Annotated in this window: 17 protein-coding genes and 1 tRNA gene; 9 read left to right on the forward strand and 9 right to left on the reverse strand. The window is 64.4% G+C overall.

Annotated features, from left to right (window positions below; genetic code table 11):
• Positions 1-48 precede the first annotated feature (48 nt).
• The 3 genes from L0U84_RS03685 to zwf form a co-directional block, all read right to left on the reverse strand.
• Positions 49-1,965, reverse strand: coding sequence for a bifunctional transcriptional regulator/glucokinase (locus L0U84_RS03685; protein WP_233847831.1), 1,917 nt, complete (start codon positions 1,963-1,965; stop codon positions 49-51).
• The gene (gene pgl / locus L0U84_RS03690; protein WP_233847832.1) at positions 1,943-2,659 is read right to left on the reverse strand and encodes a 6-phosphogluconolactonase; all 717 of its coding nucleotides are present in this window, start codon (positions 2,657-2,659) and stop codon (positions 1,943-1,945) included. Before pgl ends, L0U84_RS03685 begins: the two co-directional genes overlap by 23 nt.
• A 192-nt stretch (positions 2,660-2,851) precedes the next feature.
• On the reverse strand, positions 2,852-4,315 hold the full coding sequence (zwf, locus tag L0U84_RS03695) for a glucose-6-phosphate dehydrogenase (RefSeq protein WP_233847833.1): 1,464 nt from the start codon (positions 4,313-4,315) through the stop codon (positions 2,852-2,854).
• A 602-nt stretch (positions 4,316-4,917) separates the two neighbouring features.
• On the opposite strand from zwf, the gene L0U84_RS03700 reads away from it, so the two are divergent.
• The 4 genes from L0U84_RS03700 (at position 4,918) to L0U84_RS03715 (ending at position 9,377) form a co-directional block, all read left to right on the forward strand.
• On the forward strand, positions 4,918-6,165 hold the full coding sequence (locus L0U84_RS03700; protein ID WP_233847834.1) for an ABC transporter substrate-binding protein: 1,248 nt from the start codon (positions 4,918-4,920) through the stop codon (positions 6,163-6,165).
• Between the two features lie 217 nt (positions 6,166-6,382).
• Positions 6,383-7,321 (forward strand): carbohydrate ABC transporter permease, encoded by a 939-nt coding sequence (locus tag L0U84_RS03705; protein WP_233847835.1) that lies wholly within the window; start codon positions 6,383-6,385, stop codon positions 7,319-7,321.
• The gene (locus L0U84_RS03710) at positions 7,311-8,168 is read left to right on the forward strand and encodes a carbohydrate ABC transporter permease (RefSeq protein ID WP_233847838.1); all 858 of its coding nucleotides are present in this window, start codon (positions 7,311-7,313) and stop codon (positions 8,166-8,168) included. Before L0U84_RS03705 ends, L0U84_RS03710 begins: the two co-directional genes overlap by 11 nt.
• A gap of 93 nt (positions 8,169-8,261) precedes the next feature.
• A complete protein-coding gene (locus tag L0U84_RS03715; protein ID WP_233847839.1) occupies positions 8,262-9,377 on the forward strand; it encodes an ABC transporter ATP-binding protein in 1,116 nt (371 codons plus the stop codon).
• Between the two features lie 95 nt (positions 9,378-9,472).
• Here the strand turns inward: L0U84_RS03715 and L0U84_RS03720 are convergent, their stop codons facing one another.
• The 4 genes from L0U84_RS03720 to trxB all read right to left on the reverse strand — a co-directional run bounded on the left by L0U84_RS03720 (position 9,473) and on the right by trxB (position 13,252).
• Positions 9,473-10,393, reverse strand: a complete 921-nt coding sequence (locus L0U84_RS03720) for a LysR family transcriptional regulator (RefSeq protein WP_233847841.1) — start codon at positions 10,391-10,393, stop codon at positions 9,473-9,475.
• Between the two features lie 130 nt (positions 10,394-10,523).
• On the reverse strand, positions 10,524-11,183 hold the full coding sequence (locus L0U84_RS03725; RefSeq protein WP_233847842.1) for a glutathione S-transferase family protein: 660 nt from the start codon (positions 11,181-11,183) through the stop codon (positions 10,524-10,526).
• A gap of 114 nt (positions 11,184-11,297) precedes the next feature.
• Positions 11,298-12,065, reverse strand: a complete 768-nt coding sequence (locus L0U84_RS03730) for a Smr/MutS family protein (RefSeq protein WP_233847843.1) — start codon at positions 12,063-12,065, stop codon at positions 11,298-11,300.
• Positions 12,066-12,250: 185 nt separating this feature from the next.
• Positions 12,251-13,252, reverse strand: coding sequence for a thioredoxin-disulfide reductase (trxB, locus tag L0U84_RS03735; RefSeq protein ID WP_233847844.1), 1,002 nt, complete (start codon positions 13,250-13,252; stop codon positions 12,251-12,253).
• Positions 13,253-13,644: 392 nt separating this feature from the next.
• On the opposite strand from trxB, the gene L0U84_RS03740 reads away from it, so the two are divergent.
• Entirely contained in the window at positions 13,645-15,954 is a 2,310-nt protein-coding gene (locus L0U84_RS03740; RefSeq protein WP_233847847.1) for a DNA translocase FtsK, read from the forward strand.
• A gap of 227 nt (positions 15,955-16,181) precedes the next feature.
• The gene (gene lolA / locus L0U84_RS03745; RefSeq protein ID WP_233847849.1) at positions 16,182-16,925 is read left to right on the forward strand and encodes an outer membrane lipoprotein chaperone LolA; all 744 of its coding nucleotides are present in this window, start codon (positions 16,182-16,184) and stop codon (positions 16,923-16,925) included.
• Between the two features lie 1,081 nt (positions 16,926-18,006).
• Here the strand turns inward: lolA and cytX are convergent.
• Positions 18,007-19,323 (reverse strand): putative hydroxymethylpyrimidine transporter CytX, encoded by a 1,317-nt coding sequence (gene cytX / locus L0U84_RS03755; protein WP_233847853.1) that lies wholly within the window; start codon positions 19,321-19,323, stop codon positions 18,007-18,009.
• A 226-nt stretch (positions 19,324-19,549) separates the two neighbouring features.
• On the opposite strand from cytX, the gene L0U84_RS03760 reads away from it, so the two are divergent.
• The 3 genes from L0U84_RS03760 to L0U84_RS03770 all read left to right on the forward strand — a co-directional run bounded on the left by L0U84_RS03760 (position 19,550) and on the right by L0U84_RS03770 (position 22,515).
• Positions 19,550-20,863, forward strand: a complete 1,314-nt coding sequence (locus tag L0U84_RS03760; protein WP_233847854.1) for a replication-associated recombination protein A — start codon at positions 19,550-19,552, stop codon at positions 20,861-20,863.
• Positions 20,864-20,927: 64 nt separating this feature from the next.
• Complete coding sequence (gene serS, locus L0U84_RS03765; RefSeq protein ID WP_233847855.1) at positions 20,928-22,223, forward strand: serine--tRNA ligase; 1,296 nt, start codon at positions 20,928-20,930, stop codon at positions 22,221-22,223.
• A 201-nt stretch (positions 22,224-22,424) separates the two neighbouring features.
• Positions 22,425-22,515 (forward strand) — tRNA-Ser (locus L0U84_RS03770).
• 308 nt (positions 22,516-22,823) lie between these two features.
• Here the strand turns inward: L0U84_RS03770 and L0U84_RS03775 are convergent.
• Complete coding sequence (locus L0U84_RS03775) at positions 22,824-24,365, reverse strand: methyl-accepting chemotaxis protein (protein WP_233847856.1); 1,542 nt, start codon at positions 24,363-24,365, stop codon at positions 22,824-22,826.
• Between the last annotated feature and the right edge of the window lie 89 nt (positions 24,366-24,454).

Here is a 24,454-nt window from a genome sequence, read left to right on the forward strand (position 1 = left end):
CGCGGGTCCGTTTACCGCAAGCGGATCGGGACAGCCGCTAACCCAGCCTCAGTCGCGCGCCGACGAAGCCGCGCCGTGGCTCAGCCAGTCGAGTACGGCCGTCGCGTCGTCGTCGGCGCCTTCGCGCGCTTTCTCGACCGTCTCGGCGACGTCGTCGCTCGGCACCGCGCGGCGAATCGCCACGCCGACCGCGAGAATGTCGATCATCACGAGGTGCAGGATGCGCGAGATCATCGACAGCTGCGACTCGCGAATCTCGATGTGATCGGTTTCCAGCGCCACGGTCGCGCGCTTCGCGAGCGGTGTGTTGCTCGACGTGATCGCAATCACCTGCGCGCCGGCCTGCATCGCGACGTCGAGCACGCGCAGCAATTCGGGTGCGCGCCCCGATTTCGACACCGCGACGATCACGTCACCCTTGCCGAGCAGCGCGGCCGAGGCCGCCTGCATGTACAGATCGCCATACGCAATGGTCGGGATGCCGAAGCGGAAGAACTTGTAGTGCGCGTCCTGCGCGACGATGTTCGAATTGCCGAGCCCGTAGAACTCGATGCGCCGCGCGCCGTTCAACAGGTCGATCGCGCGTTCCACATGCTCGAAGTTCAGATGCTCGCGCAACTGCAGGATCGCCGACACGGTGTTGTCGAGCACCTTCGCGCCGAAGTCGGTCGCGGTGTCGCCGAGATGCACCTGACTGTGGCTGACCGGAATCGTGCCGGTCAAACCGGTTGCTAGCTTCAGCTTAAAATCCGACAGCCCCTGGCAGCCGAGCGAGCGGCAGAAGCGGATCACGGTCGGCTGACTGACGTCGGCCTTGCGCGCGATGTCGACGATCGGATCGTTGATGATCGAACGCGGATGGTTCAGCGCGAGATCGGCGACGCGGCGCTCGGCCGGCGTCAGCGCGTCGCGCATCTGCCGAATCCGCTCGAACACCGCCGACGAGCTGCCGCCCGCGCGGTTCGACAGCTGCTCCGCGAGAATCGCCGAGACGCCGAGGAACGCCGGATATTCGGCGGTAATCACATAGGTTGGCACGTTCTGCAGATACGCCTCGAAGCGGCCCTTCGCCTCGAAGCGCTTGCGGAACGACGAACGCGCGAAGAACTCGCCGAGGCGTGGCACGACGCCGCCGCCGATGTAGATGCCGCCGAGCGCGCCGAGCGTCACCGCGATATTGCCGGCGAAGGTGCCGAGAATGCCGCAGAACACGTCGACCGATTCGGCCGCGAGCGGCTCGCCGTCGAGCGCGCGCTTGACCACCTCGGCCGGATTGACGCTGGCCGGCACGCGCTTCTTGTCGCGGCCCGCGAGCGCGCGATAGATCACCTCGATACCCGGACCCGCGGCCACCCGTTCGAACGACACGTGCGACCACTTCTTGCGCGCGTAGTGCAGCACGATCTCCTCGCGCTCGTCGGCGGGCGCGAACGTGGCGTGGCCGCCTTCGCTGCCGAGCGCGATCCAGCGATCGTCGGCGGGAATCAGGCCCGACACGCCCATGCCGGTGCCGGGGCCGAGCAGGCCGATCACGCTGTTGGGCCGGCGCTGGCCGCCGCCCACCTGCACGCGCTGCGCGTCGGTGAGGCCGGGCAGCGCCATCGCGAGCGCGGTGAAGTCGTTGACGACGAGCAGCGTGTCGAAGCCGAGCGCGCGGCGCGTCGCTTCGATCGAAAAGGTCCAATCGTGATTAGTCATGCTGACCTGGTCGCCGTCGACCGGGTTCGCAATGGCGATCGCCGCGTGATTGACGCGGCCGATCTTCGTGTCCTTCAGATACTTCTTGATGACGTCGGCGACACCCGGATAGTCGGCGCAAGGATAGACCTGCACCGAGCTGATCTCGCCGGGACCCGTCTCGAGCGCGAAACGCGCATTGGTACCGCCGATGTCGGCCAGCAGCCGCGGTCCATCGGCGTGCTGGGCCGCGCCCGGCACAGCTTTAGTTTGCACACCAGTAGACATCGAGTCTCACTCCCTTGTCGTTTGCCAGTTGCGAGATGGCATTTTTTTGTAGCGCAGCGGATGCGGCGTTGAGCACGTCCATCTTGCGCGGTCCTGCGATCAGCAGGAACAGATGCTTCACGTCCTTCAGCGCGGACAACGACCAGCTCACGCGCGCGTGCGGCGCCGCGCCCGGATGAACGGCGACGAAACGCTCGGTGGTGGTGATCGCGTGATCCCATTCGGGCGCGTCGGCGAAGATCGACGCGGTGTGGCCGTCTTCACCCATGCCCAGCACCGCGACGTCGGGCGCCGTGGCGAAGCGCGGGTCCGCGTTCAACGCGGCGACGTGCGCATGCAGATCCTGGGTGGTGTCGACCAGCGGCCAGAAGGTCGCATGTTGCGCTGCATTCTGCAGCAACGTGGCGTGCGCGAGCTGCGCGTTGCTCGCGCTATCGGTCTGCGGCACCCAGCGGTCGTCGACCAGCGTGATCGCGATGCGGGGCCAGTCGAACGTCTGCGTCGACAACGTTTGCAGGAACGGACGCGGGCTGCTGCCACCGGACACGGCTAGCATGGCCGGGCGCGCGAGCGGGGTTGACGTGCCGGTGCCGGCCGCCTGTGCGGCAAGCGACGCATGTAACGCGTCGCCCACCGCTTTCGCCAGCGCGTCGGATTGGGCGCGCTGGTCGTCGAAAGCGTGAAGCTGGATCACTTCTCCTCCGTGCTGCTTTCTTGTTAGGTCTGCGGAGTCAGCCTGACTGCTCTCGCGCGATGCCTGCAAGGCGGGGTGGCTTGCAGACGCCTGACACGATACCGGCGCGACTCCGTTCAGTTCGTCGGTGGTGTTGCCGACGCCGCGCTGGGGTGTTTATCGCGCGCGGCGCCGTGAGTCAATTCATCAAAATCAATTCTCTTCCTCGAGCCAGCAAGTGCCGTGCTGCGCGAGCATCGCGCTCGCCGCGGCCGGTCCCCACGTGCCCGCCGCGTACGGCTTGGGCGGCTTGGTCGAGGCCTGCCATTCGTTCAGGATCGGCTCGACCCAGCGCCATGCGGCTTCCTGTTCGTCGCGCCGCACAAACAGCGCGAGACGCCCGTTGATCACGTCGAGCAGCAGGCGCTGATAGGCCTCCATCTGGCCTTCGCGGAAGAACCGGTCGAACGCGAGATCGAGGTACACGCTCGCGAGGTTCATGCCCTCGCCGGGCTGCTTCGCGAGACAGTACAGACGAATCGTCTCGTTCGGCTGCAGACGGATCACGAGGCGGTTCGCACCCGCGCGCAGCGCCGATGCGCCGAGCGCCGAATGCGGCACCGCACGAAAATTCACGACGATCTCGGCGACGCGATCGGCGAGCCGCTTGCCGGTGCGCAGGAAAAACGGCACGCCGGCCCAGCGCCAGTTTTCGATCTCGACCTTCAGCGCGACGAAGGTTTCGGTGGAGCTATCCGGCTTCACGCCGTGCTCGGTCGCGTAGGCCGGCACCGCGTTGCCGCGGATCACGCCCGAATGATACTGGCCGCGCACCGCGACCTTGCCGATTTCCTGCGGATCGATCGGCTTGAGCGCGCGCAGCACGCGCAGCTTTTCGTCGCGCACCGAGTCGGAATCCATCGAGTGGGGCGGCTCCATCGCGACGATCGACAATAGCTGCAGCAGGTGGTTCTGCACCATGTCGCGCAGCGCGCCGGTATTGTCGTAGAAATCGCCGCGCGCTTCGACGCCGAGCTCCTCGGCGATCGTGATCTGGATGCTCTCGACCCACTCGCGGCGCCACAGCGGCTCGAAGAGGGCATTGCCAAAACGCAGCGCAAGCAGGTTCTGCACCGGCTCCTTGCCGAGGTAGTGGTCGATCCGGTAGATCTGTTCTTCCGCGAAGATTTCACCAACCGCGTCATTGATGGCATTCGACGACTTCAGGTCGTAGCCGAGCGGCTTTTCGAGCACGATGCGCGAGTTCTGGTTCAGACCCACCGCAGCGAGCGCACGGCAGATCGGCACGAACAGCGACGGACCCGTCGCCAGATAGAACACGCGGATGCCGGGCATCTGCTGGATCGCGTCGCGCAGCAGCGCGAAGTCGTCCGGATTGCCGAGATCGATCTTCACGAACTCGATGCGCGCAAGGAAGCTCGTCCATGCGGCTTCGTCGAGGCCGTTCTTCGACACGTGCGGTTTGACGTGGCCGTCGACCCACTGCAGGTACTCGCCACGATCCGCCACGTGCCGCGCGACCGCGACGATCTTGCCGCTGTCGGCGAGCATGCCGCCTGCGCGGTGCGCCTCGAACAATGCGGGCAGGATCTTGCGCATCGACAGATCGCCGGTTCCGCCGAAGAGAACGAAGGTGAAGCTTGAGTCGGTATGCATGAGTCTCCGTCGATGTCCTGAAGGGCCGCCGCGCTGATCGGACGCTGCACGCGCAGCGACCCGGAAGAGCGACCGTAGTCCGATAAAATATTTTTTGACACTGAATTGTAGTTTAACTACAATCCAAATCAAGAGGTAGCGTTAATTCGATGAAAAAAGCGTGCGGTGGAGAGAATGAATGCACGCGTTTTGCGAATCGGCGGGCGTCCCCGGCATGCTAACTAACAAAGGGACAACGCCTTCCGGTACGCGCCAGCAGGGTGCCGGCGGACCTTACGGAAAGCCGGGGAGTCGACGGGCTTGCGGGGTCGTTGCCCGCGTGGCTGACGTCAGGCTGGCGTCGGGTTGGTGTATGAGGTACCTCGAGTCTGCCGCGCGATGCGGGCAGGCAAAAATCAAAAGAGGAGACAGTCAGTTGCATCCCGAACCACTCACCTCTTGAGCGACCAGCGGCCGGACACCGGTCCGCCGGCACATGCCTTCGTGCATGCGCCCGACCGTGCTCGATCGCCCAGTGTTTTGCCTGTTTGAACCAACCACAGCACCCTGGCGACATCAGGGGCCATTCGTTTTTTTGTTCAGGTGTCTGGAGGAGATAAGCAATGAAATTTCGCGCGATCATGGGCGCTCTGTGCGCTGCGGGTCTGATGTGTGGCGTGTCGGCCGTGCAGGCCGCCGAGTCGGTCGAAGTGCTGCACTGGTGGACTTCGGGCGGCGAATCCAAGGCCGTCGGCGTCCTCAAGGACGACATGACGAAGCAGGGCTACACATGGAAGGACTTCGCGGTTGCTGGCGGTGCCGGCGCGGCTGCCATGACGGCACTGAAGACGCAGGTGATCTCGGGCAACGCGCCGAGCGCCGCGCAGATCAAGGGTCCGCTGATCCAGGACTGGGCTTCGCAGGGCGTGCTGGTGCCGATCGACCCGGTCGCGGGCGACTGGAAGAAGAACCTGCCGCCGCAAATCGACAAGATCATGCAAGCGGACGGCCACTACGTTGGCGCGCCGTTCTCGGTGCATCGCGTGAACTGGCTGTACATCAACAAGGCAGCGCTGGACAAGGCAGGCGGCAAGGTGCCGACCACGTGGGCTGAGTTCTTCGCGGTGGCCGACAAGATGAAGGCCGCGGGCATCCAGCCGATCGCGATGGGCGGCCAGCCGTGGCAAGACCTGACGCTGTGGGAAGACGTCGTGCTGTCGGAAGGCGCGGACTTCTACAAGAAAGCGCTCGTCGACCTCGACGAGAAGACGCTGACCTCGGAGAAGATGGTTCAGGTGTTCGACACGGTCCGCAAGATCCAGGGCTATTTCGACGCGGGTCGCACGGGCCGTGACTGGAACCTCGCCACGGCGATGGTCATCAACGGCAAGGCCGGCATGCAGTTCATGGGCGACTGGGCGAAGGGCGAATTCACCAACGCCGGCAAGAAGTCGGGCACGGACTACATCTGCGCGGTGGTGCCGCAAACGGACAAGGCCTACACGTTCAACGTCGACTCGTTCGTGTTCTTCCAGCAGAAGGGCCAGAAGGCCGCGACGCCGGGTCAGCTCGCGCTCGCGAAGACGATCATGTCGCCGGAGTTCCAGGAGCAGTTCAGCCTGTACAAGGGCTCGATCCCGGTGCGTCTCGGCGTGCCGATGGACAAGTTCGACGACTGCGCGAAGAAGTCGTACGCGGATGAGCAGGTCGCGATCAAGGCCGGCGGCTATGTGCCGTCGCTCGCTCACGGCATGGCTCAGCCGGATGCCGCGGCAGGCGCGATCTCCGACGTCGTCACGAAGTTCATGAACTCGCAGGAAGATTCGAAGACCGCGGTTCAGGCTCTCGCGAAGGCAGCGAAGACCAAGTAAGCGTAGGAAAGAAGCGTTGCGCCCGGCGGCTTGCATCTGAAGCACCGGGCGCGCCCTTCGGGTCGTGTCGGGTCGGACCTCGAGCTGCTGTCGTTCGCAGCGCAGTCCGATGTCACGCGGCTCACCCTGGTTTCATGGAGTCACACCCCGGCCGTCGCGGTCCCGCGCCATTCGCGCACGGGCATCCCGGCGGTACAGTTTCAGCAGGAGTCGAGTAGTGACTGCTTCCATCAGCGGGAACGGGAAAACGGCCACCGTCACCCGCCGCACGTCGCCCATGGCGGCCCTTGCCGATCGCTATATTCCGAAGCTGGTGCTCGCACCCAGCGTCGTGATCAGCCTGATCTTCGTGTATGGCTTTATCGGAATCACCGGCTATCTGTCGCTGTCTACTTCGCGGCTGATGCCTCGTTGGGAGTTCGCGGGTCTCGAGCGTTACCGCGAGCTGTTCCAGAACGACGTGTTCTGGACTTCGGCCGCTAATCTCGGCTGGTTCGGCATTCCGTTCATCGCCATCTGTATCGGCCTTGGCCTGTTCCTCGCGATCCTGCTCGATCAGCAGATCCGCAACGAAGGCGCGCTGCGTGCCGTGTTCCTGTATCCGATGGCGCTGTCGTTCATCGTGACCGGCACCGCGTGGCAATGGATTCTGACGCCGAGCATCGGCATCGAGAAGGTGTTTCACGACTGGGGCTGGACGAGCTTCTCGTTCAACTGGCTCGGCGACCCTGACAAGGCGATCTTCTGTATCGTGATCGCGGCGGTCTGGCAGTCCACCGGCTTCGTGATGGCGCTGTTCCTCGCCGGTCTGCGCGGCGTCGACAGTGAAATCTTCAAGGCCGCGCAGATGGACGGCGCGGGCTTGCCCACCATCTATCGCAAGATCGTGATTCCGAGCATGCGGCCGGTGTTCTTCTCCGTGCTGCTGATTCTTTGCCACATCACCATCAAGACGTTCGACCTGGTCGTCGCGCTGACCGCAGGCGGTCCGGGTACGTCGACGTCGTTGCCGGCCATCTTCATGTACACGTTTTCGTTCAATCGCGGGCAGCTCGGCGTCGGCGCGGCATCGTCGATCATGATGCTCGCCACCGTGGTGGCCGTGCTCGTGCCGCTGATGTATCTGGAATCGAGGAGCACCCGCAATGCAGCCTAAGATGACGATTAGCCGTGCCGTCATTTACGCGGCCCTGGTTCTGTTCGCCCTGTACTTCCTGTTCCCGCTGTACGTGATGCTGTCGACGTCGTTCAAGGACATCGATCAGCTGCGCACCGGCAACCTGCTGACGCCGCCGACGAGCTGGAGCTTCGCGCCGTGGATCAAGGCATGGAGCGGCGCGTGTACGGGCGTGCGTTGCGACGGCATGCAACCGTTCTTCATGAACTCGGTGCGCATGGTGATTCCCGCCGTGCTGATCTCGTCGATCATCGGCGCGTTCAACGGCTACGTGCTCACGCACTGGCGGTTCCGCGGCGCCGATCCGATCTTCACGATGCTGCTGGTCGGCTGCTTCATTCCGTTCCAGGCGATCCTGCTGCCGATGGCGCGCCTCGAAGGCATCCTCGGCCTGTCGAACACGGTGAGCGGCCTCGTGTTCGTGCACGTGATCTACGGTATCGCGTTCACGACGATGTTCTTCCGCAACTTCTACGTCAGCATTCCGGCAGAACTCGTGAAGGCCGCGCGTATCGACGGCGCGGGCTTCTTCATGATCTTCACGAAGATCCTGCTGCCGGTGTCGCTGCCGATCTTCATGGTGTGCCTGATCTGGCAATTCACGCAGATCTGGAACGACTTCCTGTTCGGTATCGTGTTCTCCGGCGTCGATTCGATGCCGATCACCGTGGCGCTGAACAATCTCGTGAACACCTCGACCGGCGTGAAGGAATACAACGTGGACATGGCCGGCGCGATCATCGCGGCGCTGCCCACGCTGCTCGTCTACATCGTCGCCGGACGTTACTTCGTGCGCGGCCTGACCGCGGGCGCGGTGAAGGGCTAAATCATCCTGGAGCGACGGCGGTGCACCGAACGCGTGCCGCCGTCGCCTGACAAGACGTTTTCAAGCAGTACCAGAGACAAGAGGATTCACAGCATGGCAAGCCTTTCCATCCGTGACGTGTACAAGACCTACCCGAACGGGGTGCCGGTTCTGAAGGGTGTCAACATCGACATCGAAGACGGCCAGTTCCTGATTCTGGTCGGCGGCTCGGGCTGCGGTAAGTCGACGCTGCTCAATATGATTGCCGGTCTCGAAACCGTGACCAAGGGCGAGATCCAGATCGACGGCAAGACGGTCAACAACCTGTCGCCGAAAGATCGCGATATCGCGATGGTGTTCCAGTCGTACGCGCTTTATCCGTCGATGACGGTGCGCGAGAACATCTCGTTCGGCCTGAACATCCGCAAGGTGCCGAAGCAGGAACAGACGCAGATCGTCGATCGCGTGTCGAACACGCTGCAGATCACGCATCTGCTCGACCGCAAGCCGGGTCAGCTGTCGGGCGGCCAGCGTCAGCGCGTCGCAATGGGCCGCGCGCTCGCGCGCGATCCGGTGATGTTCCTGTTCGACGAGCCGCTGTCGAACCTCGACGCGAAGCTGCGTATCGAGATGCGTTCGGAAATCAAGCTGCTGCATCAGCGCCTCGGCACCACGATCGTCTACGTGACGCACGACCAGATCGAAGCGATGACGCTCGGCGACCGCATCGCGGTGATGAAGGACGGCATCGTGCAGCAGTTCGGCGCGCCGCAGGAAATCTACGACTCACCGTCGAATCTGTTCGTCGCGGGCTTCATCGGCGCGCCGCCGATGAACTTCATCGAAGGCAAGCTGGTCGAGCAGGGCTCGGGCGTGGGCATCGAACTCGATACGGGCGTCGCGCGCAAGGTGCTGGTGCTGCCGTTCGAGTCAGCGAAGGTGCGCTCGCACGTCGGCAACAACGTGATTCTCGGCCTGCGTCCTGAGCGCATCACCGATGCGCGCGGCGCGCACGGCGACGACTCGAAGCTGCAGCCGGTCGAAGTGAAGGTCGACGTGATCGAGCCGACCGGCCCGGATACGCTGGTGTTCGCGCAGGTCAACGGCAAGCGCGTGGTGAGCCGCGTGCACCCGGCGTCGAACCCGCAACCGGAGCAAAATGCGACGTTGCTGTTCGATACGTCGAAGGCGGTGCTGTTCGATCCCGCGAATGAAGAGCGGATTGCGTAAATAGGCGCGTCAGCGCCGAATCCGTCGCGACAGAAAAGCCCCATGCGTTGAATTGCGCATGGGGCTTCTGTTTTTCTTCAGCCTTTCTTCAGCCGTTAGGCCGACTCGCGCAATCGCAAATCCGGATTACTGTGCGCGAGCTCGCTGACCCAGTCGATGAACGCGCGCAGCCGCGAACTCAGATTGCGGCGATGCGCGTACAGGATCGACAGCGGCGTACCGGGGCTCGGGTAGTTGCCGAGAATCTCCGTGAGCGCGCCTTGCTCGATCAGCTCGGCGACCATGAACCGCGACGGCTGGATGATGCCGTGGCCCAGCACGCCCGCGGTGATGTACACGGAGCCGTCGTTGACGGCGAGCGTGCTATCCATCGCGACGCGCTCGATTTCGCCGCCCACTTCGAATTCGAACGGGAAGGTGCGGCCGCTGCGCGCGGACACGTAGTTCACCGCGCGATGCTCGCCGAGCTCGGCCAGCGTGGTTGGCGTGCCGAACTTCTGCAGATACGCGGGCGATGCGCACGTGACGATACGCGCAAGTCCGATGCGCTTTGCGACGAGACTCGATTCGTCGAGCGTGCCCATGCGGATCACGCAATCGACGCCGTCCTGGATCAGATCGATGTTGCGATCGGCGAGACCGAGGCGCACGTCGATCGCCGGGTATTGCTCGTAGAAGTCGTCGAGCGCGGGCAGCAGCAGTGCGCGCGCGAGCGTGCCGGACGTGTCGACGCGTATCGTGCCGGCCGGATTCTCGCGCTTGTTCGACAGTGACGACTCGGCATCGGCGACCTCGGCGAGAATGCGCACGCAGCGCTCGTAGAACGCTGCGCCGTCTTCGGTCACGCTGACCTGGCGCGTGGAGCGGTTCAGGAGCCGCACGCCGACGTGTTCCTCGAGCGCCTGGATCGTGCGGCTGACCTTCGCGCGTGGCAGATCGAGCGATTCCGAAACCTTGGTGAAGCTGTTCGCTTCGACCACGCGCGTGAAGATCTCCATCGCTTCGAAACGGTCCATGGGGGGCCTTGTGGGTGGTGAGCCGAAAGACGGGCGGGACAGGCTTGCTACATGACAGGAAGTCTACAGCCAGCAAAACAGGTTGTCTGCCGGGCCTCGTGCGCTCGCATCGGCCATCACCCCTCGTGGCTCAATCCCGGTCAGGCGCGCCCAGCGGGAACAGCGGCCGATACGGCCGTGCCTCGTCGACCGCGCGTGCGAACGACGGCCGCGCGAGCAGTCGCTGCCGGTACGCGCGCACGTGCGCGAACGCGGGGGCGATCGGATGCGTCCAGTCGGCGTAGAACAGGAACGGGGCGGCGCCGCAGTCGGCGAGGCTGAAGCTGTCGCCGGCGGCCCATTCGCGCTCGGCCATGTGACGGTCGAGCCACGCGTAGGAGGTGTCGAGCATGGCGCGCGCATCGGCGACGCCGCGCGTGTCGCGCTCGGCTTCGGCGCGCAGGCTGTCGAAGACGATCTTCTGCTGCGGCGTCGAAACATAGTTGTCGAAGAAGCGGTCCATCATGCGCACGTCGAGCGCGGCGCGCGGATCGGCCGGCAGTAGCGCAACGGGCCCCGGATAGTGCAGGCCCAGATATTCGATGATGATGGTCGCCTCGGGCACCGTGCGCTCGCCGTCGACGAGCACCGGAAAGCGCCTGATCGGCCATAGCGCGGCGAATTCGGCCATGACCTTCGGGTCGTCGTGCGCGAGCACGCGCATCTCGAACGGCGTGCCGTTTTCGTACAACGCGGTCAGGGCCTTCTGGCAGTAGGACGAGAACGGGTGGGCATAAAGCTTCAGGGGCATCGCGATCACCTTTGACGGTTGCACAGCACGAATGCACGGTGACGACGATGGCCACCGCGCGACGGCCAGGCTGGCCGTTTACCCCACGACGAACGACGGCCGCGTAAATCGACCTCAGGCTTTCACGTTCACCCCATGCGGCGGTACCGACCCCGGCTGCAACAGCACGACCACCGCGCCGGCGCCGCCGTCATGCGGGCGCGCCTGACAGAACGCGATCACCTCGGCTTTCTGCACGAGCCACGCGCGCACCTTGCCCTTCAGCACCGGCTCCTTGCCGATCGATCCCAAACCCTTGCCGTGAATCACGCGCAGGCAGCGCAGGCCGCGCTTGACCGACTCGCGGATGAATTCCGCGAGCGCTTCGCGTGCTTCCTCGCGCCGCATGCCGTGCAGGTCGATCTGCGCCTGCACGATCCAGTCGCCACGACGCAGCTTGCGCACGACGTCGCGGCTCACGCCGGGGCGGCAGTACGACAGCGTTTCGTCGGTTTCGAGCAGCACTTCGGGGTCGAACTCGTCGGAGATTGCTTCGTGCAGCACCGCCTCTTCGTCGAGCAGCGTCTGCACCGGCAGCGGCGGCGGAGGATTGCGCGTGAGCGTCGCCCGTGGCGGAATTGCCAGCGGTGCGACTTCGCCGATCTCGCGGCGGAACAGATCGGCATCCGCGGCCGCTTCGCGCTGCGCCGCTCGCGCCACGGCCTGTTCGCGCTCGCGGCGCTCGGCGTCGCCTTTCAGCGCTTCACGCAGTGCGCCGAGTCCGGCGAGTCCCGACGCGCGATCGAGCTTCGGCGCGAGCGCGGGCGCAGGCGTTGCGGGCGCTGGACGCGTGGCGGATTGCGGGCGTTTCGGTTCGTTCGGATGGGGCTGATTCTTCGGCATATCGGCAATACAGGCGGAAAGGTCGAGGGGTCGTGCGGGGCCGCGGGCTGCAAAAACGACAAAGGCCGCCGGCATTGCAGCCGCGGCCTTCGTGAGCCAATCACGGCAGCGCTGTGCGCCACCGTCATTTTACTGTTGCGACCGGGGTCGCGACATCGTGTCGCCAAACGGCGGCGCGCCGCGGATCAGCGGTCCGCTTCCGCGCTCATTGCGTGCTCGCCGGCCATCTCGTTGATGGTCTCGAGATAGCGCTGCGCGTCGAGCGCGGCCATACAGCCGGTGCCCGCGCTCGTGATCGCCTGGCGATAGATGTGGTCCTGCACGTCGCCGGCAGCGAACACGCCGGGCACGCTGGTCGCGGTCGCGAAACCGTTCAGGCCGCCCTTCGTGATGATGTAGCCGTTCTTCATCTCGAGCTGGCCTTCGAAGATGTCCGTGTTCGGCTTGTGGCCGATCGCGACGAACAGGCCCTGCAACGCAATGTCGGTGGTCTCGCCAGTCTGCGTGTGCTTGATGCGCAGGCCGGTCACACCGGAAGCGTCGCCGGTCACTTCGTCGAGCGTGTGGTTCCACTTGATCTCGACGACGCCTTCCTTCTCCTTGGCGAGCAGACGGTCGATCAGGATCGGCTCGGCGCGGAACTTGTCGCGACGATGGATCACGGTCACCTTCTTCGCGATGCCCGCGAGGTACAGTGCCTCTTCGACGGCCGTATTGCCGCCGCCGATCACGGCGACGTGCTGCTGCTTGTAGAAGAAGCCGTCGCAGGTCGCGCAGGCCGACACGCCCTTGCCCATGAACGCCTGTTCCGACGGCAGGCCGAGATACTGAGCCGATGCGCCCGTCGAGATGATCAGCGAGTCGCACGTGTATTCGCCCGAATCGCCGATCAGACGAATCGGCTTCTCATCGAGCTTCGCCGTGTGGATGTGGTCGAAGATGATCTCGGTGTTGAAGCGCTCGGCGTGCTCGAGGAAGCGCGTCATCAGTTCCGGGCCTTGCACGCCGTTGGCGTCGGCGGGCCAGTTTTCGACGTCGGTCGTGGTCATCAGCTGGCCGCCTTGCGCGAGGCCCGTGACGAGTACCGGCGCGAGGTTGGCGCGCGCCGCGTAAACCGCCGCCGTGTAGCCGGCGGGGCCGGAACCGAGAATCAGAACCTTGGCGTGTTTCGTTGCAGTTGCGGGCATGATCGAATCCTTGTACGGCGCGCGGCTCACCGTTGCGTAGCCGTGCGTTTTTTGAGCTGAAACTGTAGATGGGTATCAGTTGCGCATTATAAAGGGCGGGGCGCGCGGCTGCGCCATCAAGCTTTCTGATCGCCGCGATAGCGTGGCGGCGAAGGCGCGCGGTGCGAGCACGCGGCGCGATACGACGGATTCAGTGCGCCTCGCGCATGCATCTGTGGCCAAACAGCCAAGTTACCGTCATTTACAGCCTCGCGCGGGGCACAGCGTTTACAATAGCCCGGATCGAAGTTTCCGGTAGCCGGGATCGGGCCCGAAGCCGCGCGCGGCGAGGCTCGGGCCACGTTCCCGGCGGCAGTTTCAGCCTGAACCGGCTACCCCAGGCAACAGGATCAATGGCAAAAGCTCCTTATACCGCGAGCGCGCAGGCATTGCCGCACCGCATGTCGCGCCTCTTCACCGAAATCCGCTGGATTCTGCAGGTGGCCCTCGGCGTGTTCCTGCTGATGTCGCTCGTCAGCTACAGCAGGCACGACCCGAGCTGGACCCATGCCGCGCAGGTCGACCATATCTCGAACTGGGCGGGCCGCGTCGGCGCGTGGACCTCCGATATTCTGCTGCTGCTGTTCGGCCTGTCCGCCTACTGGTGGATCGTGCTGCTCGGCCGCCACATCTCCGCGAACTATCAGCGCATCACCCGCAACGAAGAGCCGCAGGACGACGACGCGCCGCGCGGCGTCAGCTGGCTCGCGGACGCGTTCGCGTTCATGCTCGTGCTGCTGTCGTGTAACGGCCTCGAGGCGCTGCGCATGTGGTCGCTGAAAGTGCAGTTGCCGCGTGCGCCCGGCGGCGTGATCGGCGAGGCTGTCGCGCGCGGCATCTCGCACGCGCTCGGCTTCACCGGCGGCACGCTCGCGCTGCTGCTCGGTCTCGGCATCGGGCTGTCGCTGTACTTCCGTTTTTCATGGCTGTCGGTCGCGGAGAAGGTCGGCGAGTCGATCATTTCCGCGGTGACGTTCGCGAAGCTGCGCCGCGAGGCCGGGCTCGATCGCAAGCTCGGCGAAGCGGCAGCCGTGAAGCGTGAAGGCAAGGTCGAGAAGGGCCGCGTGCGCATCGAGGAGCACGAGCCGGTGGTGATCGTGCCGCCGCTCGCCACGCCGGCGAAGTCGGAGCGCGTGGAGAAGGAACGCCAGGTGCCGCTGTTCACCGATCTGCCCGGCGACTCCACGCTGCCGCCCATCTCTCTGCTCGACGCCGCGCCCGCCGCGCAGGAAACCATTTCCGCGGACACGCTCGAATTCACGTCGCGCCTGATCGAGAAGAAGCTGAAGGACTTCGGTGTCGAAGTGAGCGTGGTCGCCGCGTATCCGGGGCCCGTCGTCACGCGCTATGAAATCGAGCCGGCCACGGGCGTGAAGGGCAGCCAGATCGTCAATCTCGCGAAGGATCTCGCGCGCTCGCTGTCGCTCGTGTCGATCCGCGTCGTCGAAACGATTCCGGGCAAGAACTACATGGCGTTGGAGTTGCCGAACCAGCGCCGGCAAACCGTGAGCCTTTCCGAGATTCTCGGCTCGGCCGTGTATGCGGATGCCGCGTCGCCGCTCACGATGGGGCTCGGCAAGGACATCGGCGGCAAGCCGGTGTGCGCGGACCTCGCGAAGATGCCGCATTTGCTGGTCGCCGGCACGACCGGTTCGGGCAAGTCGGTCGGTATCAACGCGATGATCCTGTCGCTGCTGTACAAGGCGAGCGCCGAGCAGGTGCGCATGATCCTGATCGATCCGAAGATGCTCGAAATGAGCGTCTATGAAGGCATTCCGCATCTGCTGTGTCCGGTCGTCACCGATATGCGTCAGGCGGGCCACGCGCTGAACTGGGCGGTCGCCGAAATGGAGCGCCGCTACAAGCTGATGAGCAAGGTCGGCGTGCGTAACCTCGCCGGCTACAACAACAAGATCGACGAGGCGGCCAAGCGCGAAGAGAAACTGCCGAATCCGTTCAGCCTGACGCCGGACGATCCGGAACCGCTGACGCGTTTGCCGAACATCGTGATCGTCATCGACGAACTGGCCGACCTGATGATGGTCGTCGGCAAGAAGGTCGAAGAGCTGATCGCGCGGATCGCGCAGAAGGCGCGCGCGGCCGGCATACATCTGATTCTCGCGACGCAGCGTCCGTCGGTCGACGTGATCACCGGCCTGATCAAGGCCAACGTGCCGACCCGTATGGCGTTCCAGGTGTCGTCGAAAATCGACTCGCGCACGATTCTCGATCAGCAGGGCGCCGAGTCGCTGCTCGGCATGGGCGACATGCTGTATCTGCCGCCGGGCAGCGGTTTGCCGGTGCGCGTGCACGGCGCGTTCGTGTCGGATGACGAAGTGCATCGCGTCGTCGACAAGCTCAAGGAGCAGGGCGAGCCGAACTATATCGAGGGCATTCTCGAGGGCGGCGTAGGCGGCGAGGGCGACGAAGGCTCGGCAGGAACCGGGTCCACCGAAGGTGAGTCGGACCCGTTATACGATCAGGCGGTCGACGTCGTGCTGAAGAATCGCCGCGCGTCGATTTCACTCGTGCAACGTCACCTGCGCATCGGCTACAACCGGGCGGCGCGCCTGCTCGAACAGATGGAAAATTCGGGCGTGGTGTCGGCGATGTCGTCGAACGGCAACCGCGAGATTCTGGCGCCGGCGCGCGAGACTGAATAGCCGCACAAGCTATTACGGCCGTCGCGAGCGCCGCCGCATGCACCGCCGTGCGCGCCTGCCGGGTGCACCGCCGTGCGCGCCTGCCGGGTGCACCGCAGTGTGCGCCCGCAGTTTGCACCCGCAGTTTGCACCATTACGGCTCGACGCCGGACCAGTCACTTCGTGTTCAGCGAGTGCAGCGACCCGGCGCAGCCCGTCACCGAATTCAAATCAAGGGAGAAGAACCTATGCAAGCAATCGCGCAGCAGGATGCCCGACAGCGTCGAGCGGGCCGTCTCGGCGAGCGCGTGTGCGGCAGCATGCGCAAGATCGCGCGGGCCGCTGGCAGTGTCGCGATCGGCGCGTCGCTGCTCGTTGCCTCGCACGCGTTCGCGAGCGGCACCGAGCAGCTGAAGGCATTCGTCGCGCAGGTCCATTCGGCGCGCGGCACCTTCGTGCAGCAGGAAGTGCGCGCGCCGAGCAAGGCGCAGGGTGCGAGCGATGCGCTCTCCACCTCCAATGCCGGCAAGCCGACCACGTCGAGCGGCACGTTCATGTTCGCGCGGCCCGGCAAGTTCATCTGGCAATACGAGAAACCCTACTCGCAGTTGCTGCAGGCGGACGGCGACAAGCTCTACGTGTACGACAAGGATCTGAACCAGGTCACGGTGCGCACGCTCGGAAATGCGCTCGGCGCGAGCCCGGCGGCGATCCTGTTCGGCAGCAACGATCTGGACAAGAACTTCACGCTGCGCGACGCGGGCGTGAAGGCCGGCATCGACTGGCTCGAACTCACGCCGAAGGCGAAGGACACGCAGTTCGAGCGCGTCGGCATCGGCTTCAAGGACGGCAATCTCGAAGCGATGGAATTGCATGACGTGTTCGGCAACGTGACACTGCTGACGTTCTCGAACATCCAGAAAAATCCGCAGTTGCCGCCCGATGCATTCAAGTTCACGGTGCCGAAGGGCGCGGACGTGATCAACGGATAAACCGCGTAGTAGGCGCCGCCGCGCGCCTTCGCAAACGCAGGGAAGCCGCGCTTGTCGAGCGCGGCTTTTTTATTTCGCGCGGCGCGTGGCGCACGGATTCTTTAGGAATGCGCGCTCGGCGTCGGCGTGACCATCGAATCGTCGCTCAGGCAGACGTAATAATTTAGTGCGAGACTGCACAGACCAGCATCGCTCGTGGGCTCGAGTCGGCGCGTCCGATCACTTCCAGGAATTGGTGCGCAGTCTCTAACAATTTTTTGCTGCGACGCAACAAAATAACGCCTAAACTGGTCGAAGGTGGTTGTCGCTTCGAATGTCTGGAAAGGTGAGGCATGTCATGAGATTGTCTTCTTCACACGATTTACGCTTGTCCCCGTCCCTCCATGTGTTCGAGCAGGAGGGCGGGTGGCATTGGGGGATTACCGTTCCGCGGTCGGCCGGAAGTGGTTTCAAGGTCGTTGCATATAGCGAAACAACCTTTATCGATGAGGCTGAAGCCCATCGGGAAGGCAATCGCGCGCTTGAAAGTTTCGCCGATGCTCCGGTTTCGCTTGAACGGTAATAAGGCCGTTAAATTAATTGATGCATTTAATATACAGATTATCTAGAACCCAGGGCGAAAACCGCAAAGATTACCGGCCGGTAATAATTCAAATATGCAACGAATTGCATATTTCTTTGACTTCCGAAAAATCGTAGCGATAATGTCTCGTTTTTGAGATATCGCTTTTACTTTGACTTTCGCGGAATATGAAACTGCCCACGCGCTAAGCGTGGAACTGGACGGCGTCAACTATGCCGGAACTTATCGTGTAATGACGGGCACCGTCGTTGTCCGTTTCGCGAACGAGAGCAAATTCGCGTCGTACGCGCCGAATCGGCCGGAGACAGTCGCTCGTTGGCTGCTCACGGATCTGTGCCGCAAGGCTGAATCGCGTCGGCGCAAAGCAGCGAAAAAATAGCCATCGGCGCCAACGCGATTGACGGTTCGGCGGTCATAAAACAAGACCTGCATTTGCATTGCAGGTCTTTTTCATTTTCTGGCAGCCGCGTCTAATGCGGTGCGCTCCAGCTAATGCGCTCACGCATACGCGGTCTTGCGCGCCGATACGAACACGTAGTAGCTCACCGCGCCGATCGCGAGCGACGGCAGCGTCGCGCCGAGATTCGGCAGCCATTGATTGATCACCTGGTAAGAAGCGATGCCGATCGCCCACGCGACGAACGCGCTCAGGTGCCAGCCGCCCGAGAAGCCGTAGCGGCCGCGCACATCGGCGAGCACCGCGGCGTCGATGCGACGCTTGCGCACGATGAAGTGATCCATCAGCACGACGCCAAACAGCGGCGCGAATACCGAGCCGATCAGCAGCAGGAAGTTCTGGTACTTCGCCATCGGCACGAGCAACGCGATCAGCGTGCACAGCGCGCCGAACGCGGCCGATAGCAACGGCACGCTCGCGCGCGTCCAGAACGTGCCGGTCGACACCGCTGCCGAGTGGATATCGGCGAACGCATTGTCGATTTCGTCGATCAGGATCAGCAGCAGCGCAAAGCCGCCGCCCGCTTGCGCGAGCGCGCCGGTCAGCAAGGCATCGCCGCCGCCGGCCGCGAGGCCATAGACCGCACCGAGCGCATAGAACCAGATGTTCGCGATGCCGTAGCCGTACAGCGTGCCGCGGAACGTCTCGCCGGCGCGGCGGCCGAAGCGCGTGTAGTCGGCGATCAGCGGCAGCCACGACAGCGGCATCGCGACCACGAGGTCGACCGCGCCGCCGAACGACATCTCGCCGGTGCCTGGACGCTGCATCAGGTCCGCGAGATGGTGGCGCGCGAGCAGGTTCCACGTGAGCCACGCGGCGCCCGCGAGCAGCAGCCAGATCCCCCACTTGCGCAGAAAGCGCCGCACGAACGACAGCGGGCCGCTGATCGCGAGCAGGGTTGCGAGCAGGCCGAAGATCACGGTCCATACGAGCGGCATCGACAGGCCGAACGCCTGTTTTGCGAGCGCATCGGCGGAATCGCGCATCACGATCACCTCGAACGAGCCCCAGCCGACCAGTTGCACCATGTTCAGCACGGCCGGCACCGACGCGCCGCGCACGCCGAGCGTCGGACGCAGCGACGACATCGCAGCGAGCCCGGTGTCGGTGCCGATCACGCCCGCGAGCGCGAGCAGCACGACGCCGACCACGCTGCCGAGCACGATCGCGACGAGCGCATGCGGCAGCGACAGCCCCGGCACCAACAGCGCGCCCGCCTGGGCGACGAGCAGGCCGATGCCGAGCGAGAACCATAGCGCGAACGCGTCGCCGGTACGGAACGCGCGGCGCGCGTCGGGCACCGGCTTGAGCGGCGCGTAGGTGGAGCCGGCGTTGCCGGCAACGGAATCTTGAGCCATCTGATGTTTGTTCCTCTTGGTGGTGCTGTGAAGCTCTTTGCTGTGAATTTTTGCGCCGTCGGCGCGCCGGCTCGGCCATCGCGCCACCGCCGTCACTGTCATAATGCAGCACGTTGCCCGCGTTCTTGCCTTTGCTTCCGGCCTGGCGCGGGCTTTGCGCTTGTTCCGCGAGGCACCGTTGCAAAGCGGCGCGTGCCCGGAAAGCCGAGATTATCCCCAAAACGCCATGTTTGAAGAAACCCGTGCCAATGTTCCGCTCGCCGAACGCCTGCGGCCACGCAATATCGACGAAGTGATCGGCCAGTCGCATCTGCTCGGACCGAACAAGCCGCTCAGGGTCGCGTTCGAATCGGGCGAGGCCCATTCGATGATCCTGTGGGGCCCGCCCGGCGTCGGCAAAACCACGCTCGCGCGGCTGATGGCCGATGCGTTCGACGCGCAGTTCATCGCGTTGTCCGCGGTGCTGTCGGGCGTGAAGGATATCCGCGAGGCGGTCGAGACCGCGCAGATCCATCGCGCGAACGGCCATCAGACGCTGGTGTTCGTCGACGAAGTGCATCGCTTCAACAAGAGCCAGCAAGACGCGTTCTTGCCGCACGTCGAGTCGGGCCTGTTCGTGTTCGTCGGGGCGACGACCGAGAATCCGTCGTTCGAGGTCAACAGCGCGTTGCTGTCGCGCGCAGCGGTCTACGTGCTGAAGAGCCTGACCGACGACGAACAGCGCGAGCTGCTCGAGCGCGCGCAAAAGGAGCTCGGCGGCCTCACGTTCACCGACGAAGCGCGCGCCGCGCTGATCGGCTCGGCCGATGGCGACGGCCGCAAGCTGCTGAACAACCTCGAGATCGTCGCGCGCGCGGCCGCCCGGCAGAAGACCACTGAAATCGACGGCGCGTTATTGGGCAGCGCGCTCGCGGAAAATCTGCGCCGCTTCGACAAGGGTGGCGACGCATTCTACGACCAGATCAGCGCGCTGCATAAATCGGTGCGCGGCAGCAACCCTGACGGCGCGCTGTACTGGTTCTGCCGCATGCTCGACGGCGGCGCGGACCCGCGCTACCTCGCGCGGCGCATCGTGCGCATGGCGTGGGAAGACATCGGCCTCGCGGACCCGCGTGCCGCGCGCATCACGCTCGACGCCGCCGAAACCTACGAGCGTCTCGGCTCGCCCGAAGGTGAGCTCGCGCTCGCGCAGGCGATCATCTATCTGGCCGTCGCGCCGAAATCGAATGCCGGGTACAACGCGTACAACGAGGCGCGGCGCTTCGTCGGCAAGGACCAGTCGCGCGCGGTGCCGGTGCATCTGCGCAACGCGCCGACGAAGCTGATGAAGGAGCTCGGCTACGGTCACGACTATCGCTACGCGCACGACGAACCCGATGCATACGCGGCCGGCGAGACCTATCTGCCGGACGGCATGCGCGAGCCGCACTGGTATGAGCCGACGCCGCGCGGTCTCGAAGGCAAGATCGGCGAAAAGCTCGCGCGCCTCGGCGAGCTCGACGCGCGCTGGCGCGCCGAGAACAAGCCGAAGAAGGCCTGAGGCGTTTCGCCCTGGCCGGTGCGTTAAAATCGCGTTTTCATCCAACGAACATCCGTCCCATCCCATGCTCGACATCCAGTTGCTGCGCAAAGACCTCGACGGCGTCGCGAAACGCCTCGCCGACCGCGGCTATACCCTCGACGTCGCGGCCTTCACCGCGCTCGAAGCGGAACGCCGCGATACCCAGACCCGTACCGAAGAACTGCAGGCGCGCCGCAACAGCCTGTCGAAGCAGATCGGCGCGATGAAAGGGCGCGGCGAAGACACGTCGGCGGTGATGGCCGAAGTCGGCGGCATCGGCGACGAGATGAAGGCGTCGGCGGTCAAGCTCGAAGACATCCAGAAGCGTCTGTCGGACCTGCTGCTCGGCGTGCCGAACCTCGCGCACGAAAGCGTGCCGCTCGGCAACGACGAAGCCCATAACGTCGAAGTGCGCCGCTGGGGCACGCCGCGTCAGTTCGACTTCGAGGTGAAGGACCACGTCGACGTCGGCACGCCCCTCGGCCTCGACTTCGAGACCGGCGCGAAGCTGTCGGGCGCGCGCTTCACGATGCTGCGCGGGCAGATTGCGCGGCTGCATCGCGCGCTCGCGCAGTTCATGATCGACACGCACACGCAGCAACATGGCTATACCGAGATCTACACGCCGTACATCGTCAACCCGGACATCCTGTTGGGCACCGGCCAGTTGCCCAAGTTCGCGGACGATATGTTCCGCGTCGAGAAGGGCGGCGGCGAAAACACGGTCACGCAGTACCTGATCTCGACCTCGGAAATTTCGCTGACGAACACGGTGCGCGAGAGCATCGTCGAAGCGCACGCGCTGCCGATCAAGCTGACCGCGCACTCGCCGTGTTTCCGCTCGGAAGCGGGCTCGTATGGCCGCGACACGCGCGGCATGATCCGCCAGCATCAGTTCGACAAGGTCGAGATGGTACAGGTCGTGGCTCCAGACGCATCGTACGACGCACTCGAGCAGATGGTCGGCCATGCCGAGGCGATTCTGCAGAAGCTCGAACTGCCGTATCGCGTGATCACGCTGTGCACCGGCGACATGGGCTTCTCGGCCGCGAAGACCTACGACCTCGAGGTGTGGCTGCCCGCGCAGAACACCTATCGCGAGATTTCGAGCTGTTCGAATACCGAGTCGTTCCAGGCGCGACGCATGCAAGCCCGTTTCCGTAACGCGCAGGGAAAGCCGGAGCTCGTGCATACGCTGAACGGCTCGGGCCTCGCGGTGGGCCGCACGCTCGTCGCGGTGCTCGAGAACTTCCAGAACGCCGATGGCTCGGTGACGGTGCCCGCGGCACTGCGGCCGTATCTCGGCGGCGTGGAGCGGCTCGAAGTGCCGGCGGCCTGAGCGCGCGTCGCCCGCATGCGCGCAAGCGCGGTATCGTCGCGTGTCTGACGATGCCGCGGACGGCATCCCGGTCCCGCGAAAAATTTTTAGCAGTTTTTTCGACGAGGGGCTAGGAAAACTGTTTCAAGCTGTTCTATAATCTTTTTCTCCCAAGCAACGACCCGCTTGGATCCGACGACGCAGCAACGAGTTGGAATACCCGGAAAGGTGGCAGAGTGGTCGAATGTACCTGACTCGAAATCAGGCGTACGGTTTTCCCGTACCGTGGGTTCGAATCCCACCCTTTCCGCCAAATTTTGAAAACCCCTTGATTTCACCGAGATCAAGGGGTTTTTGCTTTGCGGTCTCTAATTGCTTCGCCAAGGCAATACGACTTTATTCGAGCGTCATCTATCGGCGATGATCCGTCAATACCTTGGGCAAGACGTCCGTTCGGCATCTTGATGAAGCGCTCATCCCGTCGACTAAACCGCGGGTGTCAACGTAAGCAGGCCAGCCCGTCTGTAGTCGATGCTGCCCGATGTCCAGGGCAGCACGTCGCCGGGCCCGGCAGCGGCGCCCAACCCTTTCTTCAAAGTATCGACGCGAGGGGCGGGCAGCTCATGCCACCCGAAACCCCTCCATCACCTCTCTCAACGACCGCGCCTGATCCGCGAGCGACGCAGCTGCCGCCGCGCTTTCCTCGACGAGCGCCGCATTCTGCTGCGTAACTTCATCCATCTGCGTGATCGCGATCCCCACCTGCTGGATCCCGTCGCTCTGCTCACGCGACGCCTGCGCAATTTCACCGACGATGCTCGTCACGCGCGCGATCGCCGCTTCGATCTGCTGCATCGTGCCGCCCGCATCTTCGACGAGTCCCGCGCCGCGTTCGACGCGTGAGGTCGAATCGGCGATCAGCGCGCCGATCTCGCGCGCCGCCGCCGCCGAGCGTTGCGCGAGGCTGCGCACCTCGCCGGCCACGACCGCGAAGCCGCGGCCTTCGTCGCCGGCGCGCGCGGCTTCGACCGCCGCATTGAGCGCGAGGATGTTGGTCTGAAACGCAATGCTTTCGATCGTGCTGATGATGCCCGTCATCTGCGCAGAGCCCGTGTGGATCGCGCGCATCGTTTCGATCATGCTGCCGACCGCATCGCGCCCATGCGCGGCGAGGTCCGACGCGCCGCGCGCGAGTTCGCTCGCCTGTTCGGCATTGCTGGCGTTGAGCTGCACGGTCGCGGTCAGCTGCTCCATCGCGGTGGCCGTCTCGCCGAGCGAGGCCGCCTGCTTCTCGGTGCGCTGCGACAGATCCTGATTGCCCGCGGCGATCTGCTGCGTCGCCGACGCGATCGCCGTCGATCCCGAACGCACCGCCGCGACCGTGCCGAGCAGACGCTCCTGCATCGCCGCCAGCGCGCGCAGCAAGATGCCCATTTCATCGTTCGTGTGCACGCTCGCGCGAGTGCTCAGGTCGCCCGCGGCAATCGCGTCGAACTGATGCATGGCGCTCGTGAGCGGCTTCATGATCGCGCGACGCAACGAGCGCCAGCTCAGGAACGCCACCGCGAGCGCCAGCAGCACGCTCGCCGCGCAGGTCGCGAGCATGCCGTGAAAGAGCGCGTTCGAGTGCTCGCCTGCCTCGGTCGCCTGCGCGTCGAGGTAGCTTTCGAGCTTGCCCTGGCTCGCGTTCATTGCGGTGTACAGCGCGATCAGATGCTGCGCGCGGCTTTCGTCCATCCAGCCGGTATCGCCGCCGCGAATCGCGTCGATCAATCTGTCGATGCCGTCGTGGCGCACCGCGTTGCGCTTCGCGTCGAGATCGTCGGTCAGCGCGGCAAGTTCCGCAGCCTTCGGCAGCGCGCGGAACTCGGCCCAGTGACGATCGGAGTCCGCGAGCAGGCCGTTCGCGCGATCGAGCTGCATCGCGAGTTGCGGCGAGTGCGGATTGGCCATCGCCCAATCGAGCCCGAAGCGCGCCCGCGACATCGCGGTACCGGACTTGCCGAGCGCGACGACCGACGCATAGTGCACCGCGTATGCGTCGCGCTGCGCGCGGTTGCTTTCGGCCATGCCGACGATGCCGATCGCGCCGGTCGCGATCAGCAGCAGGGCGAGGAACGCGATCGTGGCGGCGATGCGCGCGTTGAGCGTGAGATTTTTCATTGGAAGGTCGGGAGCGTCCAGGTTGCCGGAATCGTTGAATTTGTTTCTTTAGAGAAACAAACATCCATTTGTGGAATGAATAACCGTTA

Origin of the sequence: Paraburkholderia sp. HD33-4 (genome assembly GCF_021390635.1) — a bacterium.
In the GTDB taxonomy this organism is placed as follows: Bacteria; Pseudomonadota; Gammaproteobacteria; order Burkholderiales; family Burkholderiaceae; genus Paraburkholderia.

Coding starts and splice junctions, on each gene's coding strand:
- L0U84_RS03685 (WP_233847831.1), bottom strand. CDS start 1,965: ATGTCTACTGGTGTGCAAACTAAAGCTGTGCCGGGCGCGGCCCAGCAC.
- zwf (WP_233847833.1), bottom strand. CDS start 4,315: ATGCATACCGACTCAAGCTTCACCTTCGTTCTCTTCGGCGGAACCGGC.
- L0U84_RS03700 (WP_233847834.1), top strand. CDS start 4,918: ATGAAATTTCGCGCGATCATGGGCGCTCTGTGCGCTGCGGGTCTGATG.
- L0U84_RS03710 (WP_233847838.1), top strand. CDS start 7,311: ATGCAGCCTAAGATGACGATTAGCCGTGCCGTCATTTACGCGGCCCTG.
- L0U84_RS03715 (WP_233847839.1), top strand. CDS start 8,262: ATGGCAAGCCTTTCCATCCGTGACGTGTACAAGACCTACCCGAACGGG.
- L0U84_RS03720 (WP_233847841.1), bottom strand. CDS start 10,393: ATGGACCGTTTCGAAGCGATGGAGATCTTCACGCGCGTGGTCGAAGCG.
- L0U84_RS03725 (WP_233847842.1), bottom strand. CDS start 11,183: ATGCCCCTGAAGCTTTATGCCCACCCGTTCTCGTCCTACTGCCAGAAG.
- L0U84_RS03730 (WP_233847843.1), bottom strand. CDS start 12,065: ATGCCGAAGAATCAGCCCCATCCGAACGAACCGAAACGCCCGCAATCC.
- trxB (WP_233847844.1), bottom strand. CDS start 13,252: ATGCCCGCAACTGCAACGAAACACGCCAAGGTTCTGATTCTCGGTTCC.
- L0U84_RS03740 (WP_233847847.1), top strand. CDS start 13,645: ATGGCAAAAGCTCCTTATACCGCGAGCGCGCAGGCATTGCCGCACCGC.
- lolA (WP_233847849.1), top strand. CDS start 16,182: ATGCAAGCAATCGCGCAGCAGGATGCCCGACAGCGTCGAGCGGGCCGT.
- cytX (WP_233847853.1), bottom strand. CDS start 19,323: ATGGCTCAAGATTCCGTTGCCGGCAACGCCGGCTCCACCTACGCGCCG.
- L0U84_RS03760 (WP_233847854.1), top strand. CDS start 19,550: ATGTTTGAAGAAACCCGTGCCAATGTTCCGCTCGCCGAACGCCTGCGG.
- serS (WP_233847855.1), top strand. CDS start 20,928: ATGCTCGACATCCAGTTGCTGCGCAAAGACCTCGACGGCGTCGCGAAA.
- L0U84_RS03775 (WP_233847856.1), bottom strand. CDS start 24,365: ATGAAAAATCTCACGCTCAACGCGCGCATCGCCGCCACGATCGCGTTC.